This is a genomic window from Streptomyces sp. NRRL F-5135 (genome assembly GCF_000719775.1).
GTDB lineage: Bacteria > Actinomycetota > Actinomycetes > Streptomycetales > Streptomycetaceae > Streptomyces > Streptomyces hebeiensis.
The window spans coordinates 200,639-217,328 of record NZ_JOHR01000002.1 but is presented as its reverse complement, the minus strand read 5'-3'; the positions used below and the strand labels follow the sequence as shown (position 1 = coordinate 217,328).

Below are 16,690 nucleotides of genomic sequence, written 5' to 3'. Positions count from 1 at the left end.
CGTTTCCACCCCGCTTAGCGGCGCTTCGACTTCCGGTCGTCCTTGACGTGGCCGCGGAAGGTGCGAGTCGGCGAGAACTCGCCGAGCTTGTGGCCGACCATGGACTCGGTGATGAACACCGGGACATGGATCTTGCCGTTGTGCACCGCGATCGTGTGGCCCAGCATGGCCGGGACGATCATCGAGCGACGGGACCAGGTCTTGATGACGTTCTTGGTGCCGGCTTCGTTCTGGACATCCACCTTCTTGATCAGGTGGTCGTCGACGAAGGGCCCCTTCTTGAGACTGCGCGGCATCTGAACCCGCTCCTAGCGCTTCTTGTTCGTCTTGCGGCGGCGGACGATGTACTTGTTGCTCGCCTTCTTGGGAGAACGCGTACGACCCTCCTTCTGACCCCAGGGCGAGACCGGGTGGCGACCACCGGAGGTCTTGCCCTCACCACCACCGTGCGGGTGGTCGACCGGGTTCATGGCGACACCGCGGACGGAGGGGCGGACGCCCTTCCACCGCATGCGGCCGGCCTTGCCCCAGTTGATGTTCGACTGCTCGGCGTTGCCGACCTCGCCGATGGTGGCGCGGCAGCGGACGTCGACCAGGCGGATCTCACCCGACGGCATGCGGAGGTGGGCCATGGAGCCCTCCTTCGCCAGCAGCTGCACGGAGGCACCCGCGGAGCGGGCGAACTTCGCGCCGCCGCCGGGCCGCAGCTCGATGGCGTGGATGGTCGTACCCACCGGGATGTTGCGCAGCGCCAGGTTGTTGCCGGGCTTGATGTCGGCCGTGGGGCCGTTCTCCACCCGGTCGCCCTGGCCGAGGCCGCGCGGCGCGATGATGTAGCGCTTCTCGCCGTCCGCGTAGTGCAGGAGCGCGATGCGCGCGGTGCGGTTCGGGTCGTACTCGATGTGCGCGACCTTGGCCGGCACGCCGTCCTTGTCGTGACGACGGAAGTCGATCACGCGGTAGGCGCGCTTGTGGCCGCCACCCTGGTGGCGCATGGTCACACGACCGGCGTTGTTACGGCCGCCCTTGCTGTGCAGGGGACGGACCAGCGACTTCTCCGGCGTGGACCGCGTGATCTCGACAAAGTCGGCGACGCTGGACCCACGACGGCCCGGAGTCGTCGGCTTGTACTTGCGGATACCCATTTCTCAGTCCTCGGAATATTCCGGACTTCTGAACGAACCGATCTCCGGTTAGGAGGTCGGGCCGCCGAAGATGTCGATACGGTCGCCCTCGGCGAGGGTCACGATGGCGCGCTTGGTGTCGGCGCGCTTGCCGAAACCGGTGCGGGTGCGCTTGCGCTTGCCCTGCCGGTTCAGCGTGTTGACCCCGGTGACCTTGACCGAGAAGACCGCCTGGACGGCCTCCTTGATCTGGGTCTTGTTCGCGCGCGGGTCGACGACGAACGTGTACTTGTTCTCGTCGAGCAGCGCGTAGCTCTTCTCCGAGACGACCGGCTTGACGAGGATGTCGCGCGGGTCCGCCAGCGTCTTGCTCAGCGGCGTCTCGACGGCCGGGCCGGGACCGCGGCGGGCCTTGGCGGCACGCGCGGCCTTGGCGGCCTTGGCGGCCTTCGGGGCGATGCTCGGGTGTCGCGTAGCCATCAGGCCTCGCTCCCTTCAGTCTCAGCGGCCTTGGAGGGGCCAGACACGAAGGACTCGAAGGCGGCCTTGGTGAAGACCACGTCCTCGGAACGCATCACGTCGTACGTGTTCAGCTGGCCCGGCGCCAGGATGTGCACCTGGGGCAGGTTGCGGGCGGACAGCCACGCGGCCTCGTCGGTCCGCTCGGCGACCAGGAGCAGGTTCTTGCGCTCGCTGATCTTGCCGAACAGGGTCTTGGCGGCCTTGGTGGAGATCTCGCCCTCGACCACGCCGGAGACGACGTGGATGCGCGAGTGGCGGGCCCGGTCGGTGAGGGCACCGCGCAGGGCGGCGGCCTTCATCTTCTTCGGGGTCCGCTGCGAGTAGTCACGCGGCACGGGGCCGTGGACGACGCCACCGCCGGCGAACTGCGGCGCGCGGGTCGAACCCTGGCGGGCGCGGCCGGTGCCCTTCTGGCGGTACGGCTTCTTGCCACCGCCACGGACCTCGCCGCGGGTCTTGGTCTTGTGCGTGCCCTGTCGGGCAGCGGCCAGCTGGGCGACGACGACCTGGTGGATCAGCGGGATGCTGACCTTCGCGTCGAAGATCTCCGCGGGGAGCTCGACGGTCCCGGCCTTGTCGCCTGCCGGCGAAAGGATGTCAATGGTGCTCATCGGTTACCTCAGGCCCCCTTGGCCGCGGTACGGACCAGGACGAGGCCGCCGTTCGGACCAGGAACCGCGCCCTTGATCAGGAGCAGCCCCTTCTCCGCGTCAACGGCGTGAACGGTCAGGTTCTGGGTGGTGACCCGCTCGTTGCCCATGCGGCCCGCCATGCGGAGGCCCTTGAACACACGGCCCGGGGTGGCGCAGCCACCGATGGAGCCGGGGGAGCGGTGCTTGCGCTGGGTGCCGTGACCGGCGCCGAGGCCCTTGAAGTTGTGACGCTTCATGACACCGGCGAAGCCCTTGCCCTTGCTCTTGCCCGTGACGTCGACCTTGACGCCGGACTCGAACACCTCGGCGGTGACCTCCTGGCCGAGCGTGTACTCGGACGCGTCGGAGGTGCGGAGCTCCACCAGGTGGCGGCGGGGGGTCACGTCGGCCTTGGCGAAGTGGCCCTTGAGGGGCTTGTTCACCTTGCGCGGGTCGATCTCGCCGAAGGCGATCTGGACCGACTCGTAGCCGTCGGAGTCGTTCGTACGGACCTGGGTCACGACGCAGGGACCGGCCTTGACCACGGTGACCGGGACGACACGGTTGTTCTCGTCCCAGACCTGGGTCATGCCGAGCTTCTCGCCCAGGACACCCTTGATCTGCTTAGCCATCTCTTCCGCGCCTCTCAGAGCTTGATCTCGATGTCGACGCCGGCCGGAAGGTCCAGGCGCATCAACGAGTCAACGGTCTTGGGCGTCGGGTCGAGGATGTCGATCAGGCGCTTGTGCGTGCGCATCTCGAAGTGCTCGCGCGAGTCCTTGTACTTGTGCGGCGACTTGATGACGCAGTACACGTTCTTCTCTGTGGGCAGCGGCACCGGGCCCGCGACCGACGCACCAGTGCGGGTCACCGTCTCGACGATCTTCTTCGCCGAGGAGTCGATGACCTCGTGGTCGTAGGCCTTGAGCCGGATGCGGATCTTCTGTCCCGCCATGGCTGCTTCGTAGTCCTGTCTCTCGTAACGCTCTGGAGCCCGCTGGGGCGCGATCCTCGCGGACCGCCGCTGCTCCGACCCACGCGGTCGGGCGTGTCGCATCCCCTCCACGGAGCTTTCCCGAAGGATTTCCCAACCGAGGGGGTACGGCACTGCCGCCGCGGGCCGGGGGCACAACACCCACCGGGAGCCTGGTCGGCACCCCGCTGACGCTTCCCGGAAGATTCCCGTACGTCCGCCCCAGCGCTGCCCCGCAAGGCAGTTGGCGCGACGAGTACTGTGGGACTCGCTTCCGGTCCCCCCGGCGGGAGGCGCGCAGCATCGGCACTCAACCGAGCAACCTGAACAGTGTGCCACAGGCCGCCTGGCCATGGCCAATCGCGGCCCGACAGCGTACCCCACGGGGGACGGCGCCAATCCTGTATGCCGCACGGGGCGGCGCGATCGCGCCGGACGAGGGGCGGGCTTCGGCGGGGCGGCGGGGCTTTGACGCCGAGGCGGGCACCTGTAACCGAGGGTAGCCGTTCGCTGACGTCGACAGCCGCCTTTTGTGTCCCCGGGTGCGTATACCGCGTTCATCGGGACCAGACCCGAAGGCGATCCGGGGCCGGGCCGGAGCGCCGGGTCCTGGCCGCTCGGCGCCTGGCTCGGGCCGCTTCTCGTCGCGTCCGTCCCCGCTCGGTCACAACCACGCTGCGGCTATGCCCCCGGTCTGGCATACGGCAGCGGTCGCCGTCGAGAATCGGCGGATGTCCACCGCATCACAGACCTCCTCGACACCCCAGCCCTCCTCCGCACCACAGCTCTCGCTCACGCCCGGACAGCCCGACCTCTACCTGGCGTGGCTGCGCGGCAGCCGCCCGTACCCGCCCGGAGAGCAGGCCGCTGCCGAGAGCGCGGCCGAGGAGCTCATGGCGTACGTACGCGACGAGTGGGCCCCGAAGCGCAAGGTTCCGGACCGGAGCCAGGTGAAGTACTTCGCCGACCTCGACGCCCGCGTGCGGGACCTGCCCCCGTCTCATCTCCCCTACTTCTGGGACGCCATCAGCCACCGGTACGAGAACTGGCACGCGACCGGCGCCTACCGCCGCGCCCGTGCCGCCGAGCGCGAGCACCACCTGCCGGTGGACGCCGACTACCTGGTCGCCAACGCCCTGTTCCTCACCGGCCGGGCGGGAATGTGGGGCGACGAGCAGGCCACGCATCTGCGGTGGCTCCAGGAGGCGTTCGAGCCGGCCCGGGCGCACGCGGAGACGGTCCGCTTCCTCACCGCCACCGCCGCCCACAACTACCTGGAGCCACCGGAGAACCTGGCCGGGCTGATCCGGGACTGCGCCGGGGCGGCCGGTTTCGGCCTGGAGGAGGACGCCCGGCTGCTCGGCATCGCCCTGACCGGTCAAGCCACGTGGCGTGCCACGGCGCCCCTGCTCACGGACGCCGCCGAGGTGTTCGCGCGGGCGCGGCCGGACGAGGAGACACAGCGGCGGCTGCTCGGCGTCTATCCGGGCGGCAACAGCGGTGTCGGCGGCAAGCCGATGCTGACGATCCTCAAGAACAGCGGCGCCTTCGACGCGATGGCCGACGGCAGGGTGACTCCGAAGAACGGCTGCGCGGGGTGGCTGACCGGGTTCGTCAAGTACTTCACGTATTACATGACCAAGGACGGCCGCCTGAAGACCAGGATCATGCCGCCCCAGCTCTACCTGCTGCTCAAACGCCTCGCCGAGCGGCTGAGGGCGGAGGGCGTGCCGGTGCGCGCGCACTACGCCGACTCCGACGGCTCCGGAAACCGCCTCGACGCGCGGCTCGCCGAGACCTGTCTGGAGCTGGGCATCCCGCTGGAGGACCCGGGCCCGGGCGGATATCTGGTCGTCCCGCCGCGCCGCAAGGACGAGTACGCGCGGCTCCGCGCGGACCCGGTGCTGGGGCCGAGGGTGGCGGCCGTCGACTTCCGGCCCGGCAGTTGGGGCAAGCTGGCCTGAGCCGGCCGGATCCCCCTCCGCGTTCCCGCTCCGGTCCGCCGTGCGCGTCGGCCGCGGTCTGCGACGGCCGCCGTTCGTGACGATCGCGGTTCGCCACGACCGTGGTTCGCGACGGCCGACACCGCCGAGCTGCCCCTTCGCCGGCGCGTGCCCCGTCCGAACGACAGGCCGCCCTACCGCTCGGTGTCGGGGCCGCTCGGCGGGGCCAGGAGCAGCGGCAGGTAGACGTCGTCGACGATTTCGGTGATGACGTCGTCCGCGATGGGGGCCCCGTGCAGCAGGAAGTGGTTGCGCAGCAGGTCGACCGCGACGGTGGCGCGTCGCGAGTCCGGCAGCCACGCTTCGATCTCACCCCGGTCGACGCCGCGTCGCAGCGCCTGCTTGATGGCACCGGGGCCGGCGGTGCGCACCTTCTCGCGGATCGCGCGGGCGAAATCGGGGTCGCCCACGAACTCCGGCAGCAGGCCGCGCAGTACGTCGCCGCGCAGGCCGGCCAGCTGGCCGGAGATCAGGCGCAGCGCGGCGAGGACATCGGTGCGCAGGGCACCGGTGTCCGGCAGGTCGGCGTCGGACGCGTCGCGGATCGCGCAGGCGTCGACGACGAGCTCGGCGAGCCCGGGCCACCGCCGGTAGAGCGTGGCCTTGCCGGTCCGGGCCCGGGCGGCCACCCGTTCCATGGTGAGACGGGCGTAGCCGACCTCCGCGAGTTCCTCGATCGTCGCCGCCAGGATGGCCTCCTCCAGCTCCTGGCCGCGGCGGCGCGGGCCTCTTCGGTGATCGGCGGTCGTGTCGCCGGTCGTGCGGACCGGCTGGTCGGCGTCGGGTGGAGGCATGCTCTCTCGGCCAATCTCCAAGTGCCCGTTGTGTTCGTCGGGGGCGCCAGCCTAGCCTCAAGTTAGAGAACTGGTCGTTCTTTAACCCTCGACGAATGCGAGGCTCCCATGACCGAATCGGTGGCGACACCCGCGCCGGACGCTCCCGCTTACCCCGGCGACCGCACCTGTCCGTACCAGCTGCCCGAGTCCTACGAGCGCCTGCGGCGGACCGGGGACGCGCTGCGGCGGATCACCCTCTACGACGGCCGCCGGGCCTGGGTGGCGACCAACCACGAGACGGCACGGAGGCTGCTGGCCGACCCCCGGCTGTCGTCCGACCGGACCCGGGACGACTTCCCACTCACCTCGGCGCGGGCGAAGGGCATCACGAAGAAACGGCCGGGCTTCATCAGCCTGGACCCGCCCGAGCACGGGCACCGGCGGCGCATGACCATCAGCGCGTTCACGGTGCGCCGCATCAAGGCCATGCGGCCCGAGATCGAGCGGATCGTGCACGGCTTCCTGGACGAGATGATCGCCGCCGGACCGCCCGCCGACCTCGTCAGCCGGTTCTCGCTGCCCGTGCCGTCCCTGGTGATCTGCCGGCTCCTCGGGGTGCCCTACGACGACCACGAGTTCTTCCAGGAAGCCAGTGGCAGGCTGCTCCGGTCGACGACGGGGGCCGAGGCGCAGGCCGCGCGGGACGACCTGGAGACCTACCTGGACGGTCTCGTCCGCGAGCTGGAGCGCGAGCCCCGGCCCGGGCTGCTGGGCACCATGGTCACCGAGCAGCTGGCGAAGGGGACGATCGACCGCGAGGACCTGGTGTCGACCGCGATGCTCATGCTGGTCGCCGGGCACGAGACGACCGCGTCGATGGCCTCGCTCGGCGTCATCACGTTACTGGACCACCCCGACCAGCTCGCCGCCCTGCGGTCCGACCCCTCGCTCGTCCCCGGCGCGGTGGAGGAGCTGCTGCGCTACCTGGCGATCGCCGACGTGGCCGGCGCGCGCGTCGCCACGGCGGACATCGAGGTCGACGGGCAGACCGTCCGCGCGGGAGAGGGGGTGTTCATCACCGGCTCGATCGCCAACCGCGACGGCGCGGCCTTCGAGCACCCGGACGCCTTCGACGTGCGGCGCGACGCGCGGCACCATCTCTCGTTCGGTTACGGGGTGCACCAGTGCCTCGGCCAGAACCTGGCCCGCCTGGAGCTGGAGATCATGTTCACGGCACTGTTCGACCGGCTGCCGACCCTGCGGCTGGCGGTCCCGGTCGATCAGCTCACGCTGCGGCCGGGAACGACGATCCAGGGTGTCGACGAGCTTCCGGTGACCTGGTGACCGGGCGAGCCGACGGGACGGAAGGAACAACGGCGGACGGAGCAGCGGTCGTGCGGGTGACGGTGAATCAGGACGTCTGCGTGGGCGCCGGAATGTGCGCGCTCACGGCGCCGCGGGTGTTCGACCAGGACGAGGCCGGAGTGGTGACCCTCCTGGTCGCCGAGCCGGGAGACGAGGAGGCCCGTGCCACGGCGCGCGAGGCCGCCACCCTCTGCCCGTCCGGCGCAGTGCGGATCATCGAGTAGGCCACGTCTTGATCCTCGGCGGGACGGACCCGAGCGGTACGGGGCGTGGGACCGGGGCCGGTGGTCCGGGCCGGTGGTCCGGGCCTCAGCGCCAGTCGCCCGTCGCCCAGGCCACCAGACGGGCGTGGGACGTCCCATCGCACGGCACGATCGCGTCGGTGTCGACGACCTCGGCGGTGACGACCTGCTGTGCCGTCCGGGCCGCCCCGGAGAGGTCGCTGAAGGTGTCGCCGGGCTCCCTGATCCGGTCCGGGCCTTCGAGCGCGGTCGTCGGTTCGGGGGCGTGGCAGCCGACGCCGGGGAGGGGCTGGCCGAGGTACCAGCCGCCGAGGAAGACGGCGTACAGGACGGCGGTGGCGCCTAACCGGCGCGGGGTTATCCAGGTGGGCACGCGTGGAGTGTGCCATGACGGAACCATCGGACGAGGCTGCCGGGGAGCCGCCAAGCTGCACCGTCCTACCGCCGTGACGCCGTACCGCGCACCCGGTCACCGGACATGCTCAGGCGCGGCGGGCGACCGTGATGATCTCCGGGCTGTCGGCGGTCAGCGGGCCTCGGTTCCAGTCCCCGTACTGCTCCGCCACCACCAGGCCCGCCTCGGCCAGGAACGCCGACAGCGCCTCCGGGCCGAGGAACCGCAGCGTGCTGTGGCTGCGCAGCGGCCCGTCCCAGGCCGGACCGGTGTACGTGTGCGTGAACGAGACGAATTCGCCCTCCACCGGCCGGGCGACCTCGCACGTGCCGTCCACCACCGTGCCGTCCGCGTCCACCACCCGGCCCGAGTAGCGCACGTGCCAGTCCTCCCACTCCCGCGCGAGCGGGTTGCGCGTCTCGAAGACGAAGGCACCCTGGTCGCTCAGCGCCGCCGCGATCGCCGACAGCGCGACGCGCAGTTCGTCGTCGCCGAGGAGCACCTGGAACGCGTGGCCCGTCATCACCACCAGGTCGAACTCGCGGTCCCAGGCCGGTGCCGTGGCCAGGTCGCCGAGAAGCCATTCGATGTCGGGGCGCTCCCGCGCCACCGTCAGCATTCCCTCGGCCGGGTCCAGCCCGCACAGCCGGCCGGTGTGACCGTCCTCGCGGGCCCTGCGCAGCAGCACGCCCGTCCCGCACCCCACGTCCAGCACCGACCGCGCGGACATGACCAGGGGCAGGTAGAACGCGAAGTCGTCGCGGTCGTCCCAGGGAGCGTAGAGGTCGTACAGGGCGGCGAGCCGGGCATCGGAGAAGAGTCGGTCGACCATGGCCTCAGCCTGCCGAACCCGGCCCGTCCAGGGCGATCGTTTTTTCGCGACATACGTCGGTGTCCACGCCGCTTCCCGGCATATCCCGGCGCATCCCGTCACACCAGGGTCGGCGTGCGGGTGCCGAGTGGGCCTGATTGGGTGCGGTAGGTGAGCGGGCAGGCCACCTGTACAACACCGGGCTCGGCGCCTGTGGTTGGGTCAGCAATGACAGTCAGCTGGTCGTGGCCGTCTCGCAGGCCGTGTACGGCAGCCGGCCCAACCCGAACAACTCCCCGGTGTGCGGGAAGCAGTTGCGGGTCAACGGCCCCCGCGGCTCGGTCACCGTGACCGTCGTGGACAAGTGCTGGGGCTGTGCCGCGAACGATGTGGACCTCAGCCCCACCGCGTTCAACGCGATCGGCGACCTCAACGCCGGCCGTATCAACGTCACGTGGAACTGGGTCTGATGATGTAGCCCGCCGCTCGGAGTGAGCCGGGAGCTCCCTCCGCCCCGGCCCACCCGTTCCCCGAACGAGGCGCCGAAGTCAGTGACCGGTCGCGTACGAGACGAAGCCGGCCCAGGCGACGGGCCCGAAGCCGAGGTGGGAGCGCCGGGTGTCCTTGGAGTCGCGCACGAGGACGGTGCCGGGTACGGCGGCGACCTCGACGCAATCGTTGTTGTCACTGCCGCTGTAGCTGCTCTTGAACCACTTCAGTTCTCCCGCGTTCCCGGCGGCTGACTCCGGCGTCATGTCTCCCCCAGCACTTTCTCGATGAAGGCCAGCGACTCCCGTGGGCTGAGAGCCTGGGAACGGATGATCCCATAGCGCAGGTCCAGGACCTGCGTCTCTTTCGGGTCGGCGACGATGCGACTGGTGAGCTGCGCTTCCGAATACCCGACCGCCGAGCCGTCGTTGAGCTTCAACACCTGCACCTGACCACTCATGCCGGCGTGATCCTCAAGGCCGGGTGGGCATCACCTGGATCTCGACGTTTCGCAACCGGCCTTTCTCCCGCCCGAGCTGGGACAATCACGTACCGTAAGAGCGTCATCACTGTTCAGCGTAGGCACATCCCGCCACCCTGTGTGATGTGAACCACGAAATCACCGACACCGGCCACCTCCCCCTGACGCAATCCGCGCCTCCCACCGAGGAGTTCCGCGTCCTGCTGTCGTCCACCCTCCGGGGCGCCCGCCTCGCCCGGCTGCTGACCGTGGAGCAACTGCGGTCCTGGGGGCTGCCGTACGAGAGCGCCGCCCAGGTTGTGGCCGAGCTGGCGGCGAACGCCGTCACACATGGCCGTACGCCGGGGCGGGACTTCCGGCTCACCGTCCGGCGACCGGCGCCGGGTCTGCTCCGGATCGAGGTGACGGACACCCGGGAAGCACGGCTGCCCCACTTTCCTCCCGCCCATCGCACACCGCCCGGGGAGAGCGAGTCGGGGCGGGGGCTCCTGGTCGTGACCGCACTCGCCGACCGGTGGGGCGTCGTGACCGGGCCGGCGCCGTGCAAGACCGTCCGGGCGGAACTGACCGTCCCCGGAGACGGCCCGTGAACCCCGCCCCTACCGTCGGACGAGACGGCCGGGGTCGATGTCGAAGGCGAACGGGTCGGTGAGCGCCGTCGTCTCTCCGGCCTGGACCAGGCGATCGGTGTAGCCACCGACGTTCAGCCGCCCCAGGTACAGGCGGGGCGCCGGTTCGAGTTCCAGGCGCCAGTAGTGCGGGATGCCGGCCGCCGCGTACAAGGTGGGCTTCATCTTGCGGTCGGTGACCCGGGTGGAGGGAGAAGCGATCTCGATGACGACCAGAACGTCGTGCGCGTCGACGGTTACGGTGGCGTCCGCCGCCGCGTCGGCGTCGACGACGGCGATGTCGGGGATCAGCAGACCGTCGGGCACCACCACGTTGACCGCTTCCAGCACCTCCACAGGCAGGCCGGACGCCTCGACAGCACTGTCCAGAAGGGCGGCGAGACGGTGGCTGGCCCTCTGATGCGGCACACCGGGGCTCGGGCTCATGAGTAGCGCGCCCCCCACCAGTTCGATCCGGTTCTGCTTGTCCTCGGGCAGGGCCAGGACGTCATCGACCGTCCAAGGCCCCGAGTGATCGTTGGCGGCGACACTCACTTCTTCCTTTCACCTCCTGAGGTCGGCTTCCGCCAGTGTCCCCCGCCGCCAGGTGCCCACGTCGGCAATCCGGGCGAATGCGCGCGCCGGGCCTCGCGCAGGTGCCGAACAGCGCGTGCTCCCCGCCGACCTCTGCCCGGGACGATGCGCACCACCTCTGATGAAGGGGACGGGCAACACTGCCGACGGTGTCACCCTGAAGCACACCAGCGCGTTTCGGGCCCGGTCCGGGCGCGTTCACCGGATGGAGTGACGGACGCGGCGCACTCTCTGCGCCATCATGATCAAGGAAGCCGAGAAGCACGCACTGTTCGGGAAGACCACAACGGTCGATCCTGGAGATGACGTCGCCTTCCTCGCTCTGCCGGCTCGCCCGAGCCCTGAACGCGACAACGGACGCAACACCTGCCGCGCCGCATGTGGCCCACTTTATGGAGGTGGCCCGTGTCCGCCACGCAGATCGACGTCGACGACAACGCCCTCGCGGAGGCGATGAGGCTCTCGGGAGCCAAGACCAAAAAGGAAATGGTCAACATCGCTCTGCGGGAGTACGCCGACAGGCGCCGGCGCGCCGAGCGGCGGCTGCGCCACCTGGAGAACGCCCAGCGCTGGGACGAGGCGGGCTTCCAGGAACGCCACGCGGCCGAGAAACCGAACGACGCGTGAGGCCACGAGATTGGCGACGGAGCGATCGACTCCTGTGCGGCTCCTGCGCGCCCCAGCGCACGGAGTTCCGGCAGTCCGCCCGCAGCCTCGACGAGTACGACCAGATGACGGAGATGTTCGGCGATCTCCACCCGGACGTGCCCGTCCCCAAGCGGGCATGGGCCTGGATCGAAGCAGCTCAGTATCGGCTCGCCCAACGTGGACAGCACCAGAGCCTGTCCGCGGTCGACTGGCTCGTGTGCGCGACGGCCGCTCACCACGGGCTGGTCGTGATCCACGATGACAACGACTTCCGGGCCGCCGCCCGCGTACTGCCCGACGTCACCGAGCGAAGCGTGTTCACCGTTCCCGAATGACCTGACAGCAACGACCGCGTGGGCTCTCCTCATCCATGCCCCCCAGACAAGCGATGAGCCATCGCGCCGCACAACGACGAAAAGGGCCCGTACGACCGAAGTCGTACGGGCCCTTCCCGTCATTCCCGTCAGCGGCTCCGAAGAGCCACCAGGTCAGATCAGGATCAGCGATTACTTGTTGATCTTGGTGACCTGGCCGGCGCCCACGGTCCGGCCACCCTCACGGATGGCGAACTTCAGGCCCTCCTCCATGGCGACGGGCTGGATCAGCTCGACGCTCATGACGGTGTTGTCGCCCGGCATGACCATCTCGGTGCCCTCGGGGAGGGTCACGACGCCGGTCACGTCCGTGGTACGGAAGTAGAACTGCGGGCGGTAGTTGTTGAAGAAGGGGGTGTGACGGCCACCCTCGTCCTTCGACAGGATGTACGCCTGGGCCTCGAACGAGGTGTGCGGCGTGACCGAGCCCGGCTTGATGATGACCTGGCCGCGCTCGACGTCCTCGCGCTTGATGCCACGGAGGAGCAGACCGACGTTCTCACCGGCCTGGCCCTCGTCGAGCAGCTTGCGGAACATCTCGATGCCGGTGACCGTGGTGGTGGTCTTCTCGGTCTTGATGCCGATGATGTCGACGGTCTCGTTGACCTTGAGGACACCACGCTCGATACGGCCGGTGACGACGGTGCCACGACCGGTGATCGTGAAGACGTCCTCGATCGGCATCAGGAACGGCTTGTCGACGTCACGCTCGGGCTGCGGGATGGACTCGTCGACGGCCTTCATCAGGTCGAGGACGGTCTTGCCCCACTCGGCGTCGCCCTCGAGGGCCTTGAGCGCGGAGACCTTGACGACCGGCAGGTCGTCGCCCGGGAACTCGTACTCGGTGAGGAGCTCACGGACCTCGAGCTCGACGAGCTCCAGGATCTCCTCGTCGTCCACCATGTCGGCCTTGTTCAGGGCGACGACGATGTACGGCACGCCGACCTGGCGGGCCAGGAGCACGTGCTCCTTGGTCTGCGGCATCGGGCCGTCGGTGGCGGCGACCACGAGGATGGCGCCGTCCATCTGCGCGGCACCCGTGATCATGTTCTTGATGTAGTCCGCGTGACCCGGGCAGTCGACGTGCGCGTAGTGACGCGACTCCGTCTGGTACTCGACGTGCGCGATGGAGATGGTGATACCGCGCTGGCGCTCCTCAGGAGCCTTGTCGATCTGGTCGAAGGCCGAGGCCTCGTTCAGGTCCGGGTACGCGTCGTGCAGCACCTTGGTAATGGCGGCCGTGAGGGTCGTCTTACCGTGGTCGATGTGACCGATGGTGCCGATGTTGACGTGCGGCTTAGTCCGCTCGAACTTCGCCTTCGCCACTGGGGTCCTCCTGTGGAGTGGTTCTGTACGCCTTACTCATCGGCGCCAGGTGATCTTTGCTGGAATGCCGGGGGCCCGGGGGGCGCTCTCCGCTGATCCCTCCGGATCTCTCCCGAGGGGGCGGGAACGCCCACGGACCTGCCGGTGACAAGCCTAAAGCGTGAACTCGGTGGAGTTACTCGCCCTTGGCCTTCGCGATGATCTCCTCGGCGACGTTCCGGGGAACCTCGGCGTAGGAGTCGAACTGCATCGAGTAGCTTGCGCGACCCGAGGTCTTGCTGCGGAGGTCTCCGACATAGCCGAACATCTCCGACAGCGGTACGAGGCCCCGGACGACCTTGGCGCCCGCCCGGTCCTCCATGGCCTCGATCTGGCCACGGCGGGAGTTGATGTCGCCGATCACATCGCCCATGTAGTCCTCGGGCGTGGTGACCTCGACGGCCATCATCGGCTCGAGGAGCACGGGGCTGGCCTTGCGAGCGGCCTCCTTGAACGCCTGCGAACCGGCGATCTTGAAGGCGAGCTCGGAGGAGTCGACCTCGTGGTACGCGCCGTCGATCAGCGTGATGCGCACGCCGGTCATCTCGTAGCCGGCCAGGATGCCGAACTGCATGGCCTCCTGAGCACCGGCGTCCACCGAAGGAATGTACTCCTTCGGGATACGGCCACCGGTGACCTTGTTCACGAACTCGTACGAGGCGTCGCCGCCCTCGATCGGCTCGATCGCGATCTGCACCTTGGCGAACTGGCCGGTGCCACCGGTCTGCTTCTTGTGCGTGTAGTCCACGCGCTCGACGGCCTTGCGGATCGTCTCGCGGTAGGCGACCTGCGGCTTGCCGACGTTCGCCTCGACGCGGAACTCGCGCTTCATGCGGTCGACCAGCACCTCGAGGTGGAGCTCGCCCATACCGCCGATGACGGTCTGGCCGGTCTCCTCGTTCGTGTGCACCTGGAAGGAGGGGTCCTCCTCCGCGAGCCGCTGGATGGCGACACCCAGCTTCTCCTGGTCACCCTTGGACTTGGGCTCGATCGCGACCTCGATGACCGGCGCCGGGAAGTCCATGGACTCCAGGATCACCGGGTTCTTCTCGTCGCACAGCGTCTCACCGGTGGTGGTCTGCTTCAGGCCCATGACGGCGACGATGTCGCCGGCGCCCACCGAGTCGATCTCCTCACGCTTGTTCGCGTGCATGCGGTAGATCTTGCCGATGCGCTCCTTGCGGCCCTTCACGGAGTTCAGCACGGCGGTGCCGGACTCCAGACGGCCGGAGTACACGCGGACGAAGGTGAGCTTGCCGAGGTGCGGGTCGCTCATGATCTTGAACGCCAGCGCCGCGAGCGGCTCGTCCTCGGACGGCTTGCGGGTGACGACCTCCTCCGGGTCGCTCACCGCGTGGCCGTTGATGCCCTCGACGTCCAGCGGCGTGGGCAGGTAGCGCACGACGGCGTCGAGCAGGGGCTGGACGCCCTTGTTCTTGAACGCCGTGCCGCAGAACACGGGGGTGACCGTCGTGCCGTCGCTCTTGCCGGACGCGATGGTGATACGGCGGATCGCCGCGTAGAGCTGCTCCACGGAAGGCTCCTGGCCCTCCAGGTACAGCTCCATGAGCTCGTCGTCGTTCTCGGCGACGGTCTCCAGCAGCTTGCCGCGCCACTCCTCGGCGGCCTCGGTGTGCGTGGCCGGGATGTCGACGGTGTCGTACATCTCGCCCTTGGCGGCCTCGGCGGACCAGACGAGCGCCTTCATCGTCACCAGGTCGACGACGCCCTCGAAGTTGGCCTCGGCGCCGATCGGGAGCTGCATGACGATCGGGGTCGCGCCGAGGCGGTCCTTGATCATGTCGACACAGCGGTGGAACTCGGCGCCGGTGCGGTCGAGCTTGTTGACGAAGCAGATGCGCGGCACGCCATAACGGTCGGCCTGGCGCCACACCGTCTCGGACTGCGGCTCCACACCGGCGACACCGTCGAACACGGTGACGGCACCGTCGAGGACGCGGAGCGAACGCTCCACCTCGACCGTGAAGTCCACGTGGCCCGGGGTGTCGATGATGTTGATGGTGTGGTCGACGCCTTCGAGCGGCCAGTGGCAGGTCGTCGCGGCGGACGTGATCGTGATGCCGCGCTCCTGCTCCTGCTCCATCCAGTCCATCGTGGCAGCGCCGTCGTGGACCTCACCGATCTTGTAGCTCACACCGGTGTAAAACAGGATGCGCTCGGTGGTCGTCGTCTTGCCCGCGTCGATGTGGGCCATGATCCCGATGTTGCGGACCTTGGCCAGGTCAAGCGAAGTGGTGGCCATATGGCTCAGTCTTCTCTCGGTCTCGATGTGGGGTAGCGACTACCAGCGGTAGTGCGCGAAGGCCTTGTTGGACTCGGCCATCTTGTGCGTGTCCTCACGCTTCTTGACCGAGGCGCCGAGACCGTTGGAGGCGTCGAGCAGCTCGTTCATGAGGCGTTCGGTCATGGTCTTCTCACGGCGGGCGCGGGAGTACCCGACGACCCAGCGCAGCGCGAGGGTGGCGGCGCGACCGGGCTTGACCTCGATCGGCACCTGGTAGGTGGCGCCACCGACACGGCGGGACTTGACCTCGAGGGTCGGCTTGACGTTCTCCAGCGCGCGCTTCAGCGTGATGACCGGGTCGTTGCCCGTCTTCTCACGCAGACCCTCCATGGCGCCGTACACGATCCGCTCGGCGGTGGAACGCTTGCCGTTGAGGAGGATCTTGTTGATCAGCGACGTGACAAGAGGAGAACCGTAGACCGGGTCGATGATGACCGGGCGCTTCGGGGCGGGGCCCTTACGAGGCATTCTTACTTCTCCTTCTTGGCGCCGTAGCGGCTGCGGGCCTGCTTGCGGTTCTTGACACCCTGGGTGTCCAGCGAACCGCGGATGATCTTGTAACGAACACCGGGCAGGTCCTTCACACGGCCACCACGCACGAGCACGATGGAGTGCTCCTGAAGGTTGTGTCCCTCACCCGGGATGTAGGCCGTGACCTCGATGCCGCTGGTCAGACGCACACGCGCGACCTTACGGAGGGCCGAGTTCGGCTTCTTCGGGGTGGTGGTGAACACGCGCGTGCAGACGCCCCGGCGCTGGGGGGAACCCTCGAGCGCGGGCGTCTTGTTCTTCTCGACCTTGTCCTGCCGGCCCTTGCGGACCAGCTGCTGGATCGTAGGCACTACTTCTCCGGTTTCTGTGTGCCGTCAGTAAAACTAACCTGGAACGTCACCGACCCACGCGGTCGGGTGTGTCGAATACTGCGGTGACTTCGCGGGTAGCGAAGAAGACGCAGATCACGGTGGCCGGTACGCGAACCCCTCA

The 16,690-nt window shown here is 68.9% G+C and carries 22 protein-coding genes and 1 pseudogene; 7 read left to right on the top strand and 16 right to left on the bottom strand.

Annotated features, from left to right (window positions below; translation table 11 throughout):
- Positions 1–14: 14 nt before the first annotated feature.
- The 6 genes from rpsS to rpsJ are packed head-to-tail and all read right to left on the bottom strand — an operon-like array spanning position 15 to position 3,233.
- The gene (gene rpsS / locus IG02_RS0104810; protein WP_030742199.1) at positions 15–296 is read right to left on the bottom strand and encodes a 30S ribosomal protein S19; all 282 of its coding nucleotides are present in this window, start codon (positions 294–296) and stop codon (positions 15–17) included.
- 12 nt (positions 297–308) lie between these two features.
- Positions 309–1,145, bottom strand: coding sequence for a 50S ribosomal protein L2 (gene rplB / locus IG02_RS0104805; protein WP_030742198.1), 837 nt, complete (start codon positions 1,143–1,145; stop codon positions 309–311).
- A 48-nt stretch (positions 1,146–1,193) separates the two neighbouring features.
- Entirely contained in the window at positions 1,194–1,604 is a 411-nt protein-coding gene (gene rplW / locus IG02_RS0104800) for a 50S ribosomal protein L23 (RefSeq protein WP_030742196.1), read from the bottom strand.
- Positions 1,604–2,257, bottom strand: a complete 654-nt coding sequence (gene rplD, locus IG02_RS0104795) for a 50S ribosomal protein L4 (RefSeq protein ID WP_030742194.1) — start codon at positions 2,255–2,257, stop codon at positions 1,604–1,606. The genes rplW and rplD overlap by 1 nt, the downstream gene beginning before the upstream one ends.
- A gap of 8 nt (positions 2,258–2,265) precedes the next feature.
- Positions 2,266–2,910, bottom strand: coding sequence for a 50S ribosomal protein L3 (gene rplC, locus IG02_RS0104790; RefSeq protein WP_030742192.1), 645 nt, complete (start codon positions 2,908–2,910; stop codon positions 2,266–2,268).
- A 14-nt stretch (positions 2,911–2,924) separates the two neighbouring features.
- On the bottom strand, positions 2,925–3,233 hold the full coding sequence (rpsJ, locus tag IG02_RS0104785; RefSeq protein WP_003948644.1) for a 30S ribosomal protein S10: 309 nt from the start codon (positions 3,231–3,233) through the stop codon (positions 2,925–2,927).
- A gap of 749 nt (positions 3,234–3,982) precedes the next feature.
- Here rpsJ and IG02_RS0104780 point away from each other — a divergent pair.
- Positions 3,983–5,215, top strand: coding sequence for a hypothetical protein (locus IG02_RS0104780; protein ID WP_030742190.1), 1,233 nt, complete (start codon positions 3,983–3,985; stop codon positions 5,213–5,215).
- A 173-nt stretch (positions 5,216–5,388) separates the two neighbouring features.
- Here IG02_RS0104780 and IG02_RS0104775 read toward each other — a convergent pair whose 3' ends face one another.
- Entirely contained in the window at positions 5,389–6,048 is a 660-nt protein-coding gene (locus IG02_RS0104775) for a TetR/AcrR family transcriptional regulator (RefSeq protein ID WP_030742188.1), read from the bottom strand.
- A 108-nt stretch (positions 6,049–6,156) separates the two neighbouring features.
- Here IG02_RS0104775 and IG02_RS0104770 point away from each other — a divergent pair, with 108 nt between their 5' ends.
- Together IG02_RS0104770 and IG02_RS0104765 are read left to right on the top strand one after the other, a co-directional pair.
- A complete protein-coding gene (locus IG02_RS0104770; RefSeq protein WP_030742186.1) occupies positions 6,157–7,374 on the top strand; it encodes a cytochrome P450 in 1,218 nt (405 codons plus the stop codon).
- Complete coding sequence (locus IG02_RS0104765) at positions 7,371–7,619, top strand: ferredoxin (protein WP_420707716.1); 249 nt, start codon at positions 7,371–7,373, stop codon at positions 7,617–7,619. The genes IG02_RS0104770 and IG02_RS0104765 overlap by 4 nt, the downstream gene beginning before the upstream one ends.
- Before the next feature lie 85 nt (positions 7,620–7,704).
- Here the strand turns inward: IG02_RS0104765 and IG02_RS0104760 are convergent, their stop codons facing one another.
- On the bottom strand, positions 7,705–8,010 hold the full coding sequence (locus IG02_RS0104760; protein WP_030742182.1) for a hypothetical protein: 306 nt from the start codon (positions 8,008–8,010) through the stop codon (positions 7,705–7,707).
- A gap of 109 nt (positions 8,011–8,119) precedes the next feature.
- Positions 8,120–8,863, bottom strand: coding sequence for a class I SAM-dependent methyltransferase (locus IG02_RS0104755; RefSeq protein WP_030742180.1), 744 nt, complete (start codon positions 8,861–8,863; stop codon positions 8,120–8,122).
- 137 nt (positions 8,864–9,000) lie between these two features.
- Between IG02_RS0104755 and IG02_RS0104750 the strand changes: the two genes are divergently transcribed.
- Entirely contained in the window at positions 9,001–9,312 is a 312-nt protein-coding gene (locus IG02_RS0104750) for an RlpA-like double-psi beta-barrel domain-containing protein (protein WP_078854200.1), read from the top strand.
- Positions 9,313–9,390: 78 nt separating this feature from the next.
- Here the strand turns inward: IG02_RS0104750 and IG02_RS0104745 are convergent, their stop codons facing one another.
- Positions 9,391–9,597, bottom strand: a complete 207-nt coding sequence (locus IG02_RS0104745) for a DUF397 domain-containing protein (RefSeq protein WP_030742176.1) — start codon at positions 9,595–9,597, stop codon at positions 9,391–9,393.
- Positions 9,594–9,858 (bottom strand): annotated as a pseudogene (locus IG02_RS0104740) (Scr1 family TA system antitoxin-like transcriptional regulator); the annotation flags it as partial. The pseudogene IG02_RS0104740 and the gene IG02_RS0104745, both read right to left, overlap by 4 nt.
- A gap of 79 nt (positions 9,859–9,937) precedes the next feature.
- On the opposite strand from IG02_RS0104740, the gene IG02_RS0104735 reads away from it, so the two are divergent.
- The gene (locus tag IG02_RS0104735; protein WP_078854199.1) at positions 9,938–10,402 is read left to right on the top strand and encodes an ATP-binding protein; all 465 of its coding nucleotides are present in this window, start codon (positions 9,938–9,940) and stop codon (positions 10,400–10,402) included.
- Between the two features lie 9 nt (positions 10,403–10,411).
- On the opposite strand, the gene IG02_RS0104730 is transcribed toward IG02_RS0104735, so the two are convergent.
- Positions 10,412–10,975 (bottom strand): Uma2 family endonuclease, encoded by a 564-nt coding sequence (locus tag IG02_RS0104730; protein ID WP_030742170.1) that lies wholly within the window; start codon positions 10,973–10,975, stop codon positions 10,412–10,414.
- Positions 10,976–11,419: 444 nt separating this feature from the next.
- Between IG02_RS0104730 and IG02_RS0104725 the strand changes: the two genes are divergently transcribed.
- Both IG02_RS0104725 and IG02_RS0104720 read left to right on the top strand, forming a co-directional pair.
- Positions 11,420–11,641: a type II toxin-antitoxin system VapB family antitoxin gene (locus IG02_RS0104725; RefSeq protein WP_030742169.1), complete on the top strand. Its 222-nt coding sequence runs from the start codon at positions 11,420–11,422 to the stop codon at positions 11,639–11,641.
- Entirely contained in the window at positions 11,638–11,997 is a 360-nt protein-coding gene (locus IG02_RS0104720) for a PIN domain-containing protein (protein ID WP_078854198.1), read from the top strand. The genes IG02_RS0104725 and IG02_RS0104720 overlap by 4 nt, the downstream gene beginning before the upstream one ends.
- 171 nt (positions 11,998–12,168) lie before the next feature.
- Here the strand turns inward: IG02_RS0104720 and tuf are convergent, their stop codons facing one another.
- The 4 genes from tuf to rpsL form a co-directional block, all read right to left on the bottom strand.
- Positions 12,169–13,362 carry an elongation factor Tu gene (gene tuf / locus IG02_RS0104715; RefSeq protein WP_030742167.1) on the bottom strand — a complete coding sequence of 398 codons (1,194 nt, stop codon included), beginning with the start codon at positions 13,360–13,362 and terminating at the stop codon, positions 12,169–12,171.
- A 175-nt stretch (positions 13,363–13,537) separates the two neighbouring features.
- Positions 13,538–15,664 (bottom strand): elongation factor G, encoded by a 2,127-nt coding sequence (gene fusA / locus IG02_RS0104710; RefSeq protein WP_030742165.1) that lies wholly within the window; start codon positions 15,662–15,664, stop codon positions 13,538–13,540.
- A gap of 39 nt (positions 15,665–15,703) precedes the next feature.
- On the bottom strand, positions 15,704–16,174 hold the full coding sequence (rpsG, locus tag IG02_RS0104705) for a 30S ribosomal protein S7 (RefSeq protein ID WP_030742163.1): 471 nt from the start codon (positions 16,172–16,174) through the stop codon (positions 15,704–15,706).
- 2 nt (positions 16,175–16,176) lie between these two features.
- Entirely contained in the window at positions 16,177–16,548 is a 372-nt protein-coding gene (gene rpsL, locus IG02_RS0104700; RefSeq protein WP_003948652.1) for a 30S ribosomal protein S12, read from the bottom strand.
- Between the last annotated feature and the right edge of the window lie 142 nt (positions 16,549–16,690).

Excerpts from the sequence above, each read along its gene's own strand:
- rpsS (WP_030742199.1), bottom strand. The coding sequence starts at position 296 with ATGCCGCGCAGTCTCAAGAAGGGGCCCTTCGTCGACGACCACCTGATC.
- rplW (WP_030742196.1), bottom strand. The coding sequence starts at position 1,604 with ATGGCTACGCGACACCCGAGCATCGCCCCGAAGGCCGCCAAGGCCGCC.
- rplB (WP_030742198.1), bottom strand. The coding sequence starts at position 1,145 with ATGGGTATCCGCAAGTACAAGCCGACGACTCCGGGCCGTCGTGGGTCC.
- IG02_RS0104755 (WP_030742180.1), bottom strand. The coding sequence starts at position 8,863 with ATGGTCGACCGACTCTTCTCCGATGCCCGGCTCGCCGCCCTGTACGAC.
- IG02_RS0104745 (WP_030742176.1), bottom strand. The coding sequence starts at position 9,597 with ATGACGCCGGAGTCAGCCGCCGGGAACGCGGGAGAACTGAAGTGGTTC.
- rplC (WP_030742192.1), bottom strand. The coding sequence starts at position 2,910 with ATGGCTAAGCAGATCAAGGGTGTCCTGGGCGAGAAGCTCGGCATGACC.
- rpsJ (WP_003948644.1), bottom strand. The coding sequence starts at position 3,233 with ATGGCGGGACAGAAGATCCGCATCCGGCTCAAGGCCTACGACCACGAG.
- IG02_RS0104780 (WP_030742190.1), top strand. The coding sequence starts at position 3,983 with ATGTCCACCGCATCACAGACCTCCTCGACACCCCAGCCCTCCTCCGCA.
- fusA (WP_030742165.1), bottom strand. The coding sequence starts at position 15,664 with ATGGCCACCACTTCGCTTGACCTGGCCAAGGTCCGCAACATCGGGATC.
- rplD (WP_030742194.1), bottom strand. The coding sequence starts at position 2,257 with ATGAGCACCATTGACATCCTTTCGCCGGCAGGCGACAAGGCCGGGACC.
- IG02_RS0104770 (WP_030742186.1), top strand. The coding sequence starts at position 6,157 with ATGACCGAATCGGTGGCGACACCCGCGCCGGACGCTCCCGCTTACCCC.
- rpsG (WP_030742163.1), bottom strand. The coding sequence starts at position 16,174 with ATGCCTCGTAAGGGCCCCGCCCCGAAGCGCCCGGTCATCATCGACCCG.
- IG02_RS0104775 (WP_030742188.1), bottom strand. The coding sequence starts at position 6,048 with ATGCCTCCACCCGACGCCGACCAGCCGGTCCGCACGACCGGCGACACG.